We start from the raw sequence: 3,612 nt of genomic DNA, 5'->3' as shown, positions 1-3,612 counted from the left end.
GCGGGCATGCTCGACGCCAAGGCCGCCAAAATCCAGTCCGAGCTCGACGAGGCCGCCCGTCTGCGCGCCGAGGCCGAGGCCCTGCTGGCCCAGATCCGTCAGGAGAAGGCGGACGCCGAGGCCCAGGCCGCCGAGATGCTCAAGGCCGCTGAAGCCGACGCCCGCGTCATGGAAGCCGAGGCCAGGGCCAAGCTGGAAGAGACCCTCGCCCGCCGCCAGGCGCTGGCCGAGCGCCGCATCGCCCAGGCCGAGGTCCAGGCCACCGCCGAGGTGAAGGCGGCCGCCGCCGACCTCGCCGCCCGCGCCGCGGAACAGATCCTTGCCGCCCGCCTGGCCGGCCAGACGACCGATCCCCTGCTCGACGCCGCCATCGCCCAGATCGGCTCGCGGCTGAACTGACCGGGCGGGATCGCCGGAACGCACAAGGGCCCCGCTGTCGCCAGCGGGGCCCTTTCGCTTTCAGTCCCGACCGCTCAGGCGTGGTAGGGACCGTGACGGTGGATGTGATTGCCGTGGATCATGTGCTGGGCTTCCCGGCTGCGGCCGACCAGCCGTCCGTAGACGTTACCCAGCACGATGCCGAAGATCGCATGGCTGGCGATCATCCAGGCCAGGGTGCCGAAGCCGGCCTTCATGAAGAACAGGCCCGCGCCGCCGATCGGGGCGACGACCAGGCTCATCAGGATGAAGGCTCCGACAGCGAACACTATGCCCTTGGATTCGGCCGTGTCGGTCGGCAGCCGGGGGCACAGCACCCCGAACAGCGCGCCGAGGCCGAGACCGGCGATGAAGTGGGCGACCCAGCCGACGATCGGCTGATCCACGGGCTGCTGCAGAATGACGCCGAGCAGCTGCGGGAATGCGACGGCCCAGTGGCCCACCGTCATGTTGATCGCCTCGATGATCGAGACCACCACCGTGGCCGCCAGCCCGGCGACCAGACCCTTTTGTACGCGTGACATCATGACCTGAGCGCCTCCCAACGCCTGTATTCGGTTCTGATAACGCGTGGAGAAGGATACGCCTTTTGGGGAGAATGGCGTTCACATTGCCGCGACTGACCTATTCGGCGGCGATGTTCGATCCCTCCGGCGCCGTCCAGCGCAGCACGGGCTGACGCGCCGCCCGGGTCTCGTCCAGACGCTTCAGCGGCGCGTGGAAGGGCGCGCCCTTGAAGCGGTCGACGTCGCCGGCCTTCGCCGCCTCCGCCAGCGCCCGCATCGCCTCGATGAAGCGGTCCAGCTCCTGCTTCGACTCCGTCTCGGTCGGCTCGATCAGCATGGCCCCGTGGACGACCAGCGGGAAATACATGGTCATCGGGTGGAAGCCCTCGTCGATCATCGCCTTGGCGAAGTCGAGCGTGGTCACCTCCGTGCCCTTCAGCCACTCGTCGTCGAACAGGGCCTCGTGCATGCACGGTCCGTCGGGGAAGGCCGGGCTCATCAGGTCCGACAGCCGGGCCTTGATGTAGTTGGCGTTCAGCACCGCGTCCTCGGCGACCTGGCGCAGTCCGTCCGAGCCGTGGCTCATCATGTAGCTGAGGGCCCGGACGTACATGCCCATCTGGCCTTGGAAGGCGCACAGCCGGCCGAAGGCCTGCGCCGCCTCGCCTTCCTCGCGCTCGACCAGCTTGAACCCGTCGCCCTCGCTGACGACCCACGGCGCCGGGGCGAAGGCGGCCAGCGCCTCCGACAGCACCACCGGTCCCGCGCCCGGCCCGCCGCCGCCGTGCGGCGTCGAGAAGGTCTTGTGCAGGTTGATGTGCATCGCGTCGACGCCCAGGTCGCCCGGCCGCACCCGCCCGACGATGGCGTTGAAATTGGCCCCGTCGCAGTAGAAATACGCCCCCGCCTCGTGCGTCAGCCGGCTGATCTCGAGGATGTCGCGCTCGAACAGGCCGCAGGTATTGGGGTTGGTCACCATGATGGCGGCCACGTCCGGGCCCAGCTTGGACGCCAGATCGGCCACGTCGACCCGCCCGTCGTCCGTCTGGGCGACTTCCACGACGGTATAGCCGACGAAGGCGGCGGTGGCCGGATTGGTGCCGTGGGCCGAGGTCGGCACCAGCACCTTGCGGCGCGTCTCGTGCTCGCCCGACGCCTCATGCGCGGCGCGAATGGCCATCAGGCCGCACAGTTCGCCATGCGCGCCGGCCTTGGGCGACAGGGCCACCGCCGGCATGCCGGTCAGGGTCTTCAGCCAGTGAGCCAGCTGGTCCATCAGCTCCAGCGCCCCCTGCACCGTCGACTGCGGCTGCAGCGGGTGGATATCCGAGAAGCCCGGCAGACGCGCCATCTTCTCGTTCAGGCGCGGGTTGTGCTTCATCGTGCACGAGCCCAGCGGATAGATGGCCAGGTCGATGGCGTGGTTCTTCTGGCTCAGCCGCACATAGTGCCGCATCGCTTCGGGCTCGCTGAGCCCCGGCAGGCCGATCGGATCCTTGCGCACCAGATCGCCCAGATCGGCGCCCGTGCCCTTCGGCTCCGGCAGGTCGACGCCGGTCTTGCCCCAGCCGTCGCTCTCGAAGATCAGGTGCTCGTCCTGCAGCAGGCCGCGTCCGCCGGTCAGGGTGGCGGGCTTGCTCTCGACCTTGTTCGGCGTGGTCGGGCGGCCGACGGTGTTCATCGTGCTCATTACAGAACCTCCGCCAGGGCGGTCTTGAGGGCCGCGATGTGGGCCGCGGTCGTGGTCTCGGTGGCGGCGACCAGCAGGACATCGTCCATGCCGGCGGCCGGGGCGAGGCGACCGTAGGGCACCCCGGCCAGCACGCCCTTCTTCGCCAAGGCGTCGACCACCTCCGTCGCGTTCTTCGGCAGCTTCACCGCGAACTCGTTGAAGAACCGCGGCGTCAGCACCTCGACCCCGGGGATCGACGCCAGCGCGTCGCGCGTGGCTGCCGCCGTCTCGTGGTTCAGCAGGGCCAGCTTCCTCAGCCCCGTCTCGCCCAGCAGGCTCATGTGGATGGTGAAGGCCAGGGTGCACAGGCCCGAGTTGGTGCAGATGTTCGACGTCGCCTTGTCGCGCCGGATGTGCTGCTCGCGCGTCGACAGGGTCAGCACGAAGCCGCGCGTGCCGTCGGCGTCGACCGTCTCGCCGGTCAGCCGCCCCGGCATCTGCCGCACCAGCTTCTCGCGGGTGGCGAACAGGCCGACGTAGGGCCCGCCGAAATTCAGCGCATTGCCGATCGACTGGCCCTCGGCGGCGACGATGTCCGCCCCCATCTCGCCGGGCGACTTGAGCAGGCCCATCGACACGGCCTCGGTGACCACGACGATCAGCAGGGCTCCGGCGGCGTGGGCCGCCTCGGCGATCTTCGTCACATCGGTGGCGGTGCCGAACACGTTCGGGGTCTGGACCACCACGCAGGCGGTGTCCGGCCCGATCTGGCCGATGACCTCGGCCTCGGCGTCGACCGCCGCCGGCAGCACCTGGGTCTCGTCGCCGACCGCGGGCACCACCGTCTCGGTCGCCGCGACGTAGTGCGGATGCACCCCGCCCGAGATCACCGCCTTGTTGCGGCGGGTCACGCGCGTCGCCATCAGCACGCCCTCGGCCATGGCGGTCGAGCCGTCATAGAGCGAGGCGTTGGCCACCGGCATGCCGGTCAGGTTC

The 3,612-nt window shown here is 69.7% G+C and carries 4 protein-coding genes; 1 reads left to right on the top strand and 3 read right to left on the bottom strand.

The features are described 5' to 3' along the window. Positions 1 to 399 (top strand): ATP F0F1 synthase subunit B (locus VGD32_RS07575; protein WP_331031291.1); only part of this gene is annotated, 399 nt, incomplete at its 5' end. A 74-nt stretch (positions 400 to 473) separates the two neighbouring features. On the opposite strand, the gene VGD32_RS07570 is transcribed toward VGD32_RS07575, so the two are convergent. The 3 genes from VGD32_RS07570 to gcvPA form a co-directional block, all read right to left on the bottom strand. Beyond that, positions 474 to 962 carry a DUF6789 family protein gene (locus tag VGD32_RS07570; RefSeq protein ID WP_331031290.1) on the bottom strand — a complete coding sequence of 163 codons (489 nt, stop codon included), beginning with the start codon at positions 960 to 962 and terminating at the stop codon, positions 474 to 476. 100 nt (positions 963 to 1,062) lie between these two features. Next, the gene (gene gcvPB / locus VGD32_RS07565) at positions 1,063 to 2,634 is read right to left on the bottom strand and encodes an aminomethyl-transferring glycine dehydrogenase subunit GcvPB (protein ID WP_331031289.1); all 1,572 of its coding nucleotides are present in this window, start codon (positions 2,632 to 2,634) and stop codon (positions 1,063 to 1,065) included. Beyond that, positions 2,634 to 3,612 (bottom strand): aminomethyl-transferring glycine dehydrogenase subunit GcvPA (gcvPA, locus tag VGD32_RS07560; protein ID WP_331031288.1); only part of this gene is annotated, 979 nt, incomplete at its 5' end. The genes gcvPA and gcvPB, both read right to left, overlap by 1 nt.

The sequence above is a fragment of the Brevundimonas sp. genome, assembly GCF_036402095.1.
In the GTDB taxonomy this organism is placed as follows: Bacteria; Pseudomonadota; Alphaproteobacteria; order Caulobacterales; family Caulobacteraceae; genus Brevundimonas.
The sequence above is the reverse complement of the archived record's forward strand: the minus strand, read 5'-3'. Positions and strand labels throughout refer to the sequence as shown.

Coding starts and splice junctions, on each gene's coding strand:
- VGD32_RS07570 (WP_331031290.1), bottom strand. CDS start 962: ATGTCACGCGTACAAAAGGGTCTGGTCGCCGGGCTGGCGGCCACGGTG.
- gcvPB (WP_331031289.1), bottom strand. CDS start 2,634: ATGAGCACGATGAACACCGTCGGCCGCCCGACCACGCCGAACAAGGTC.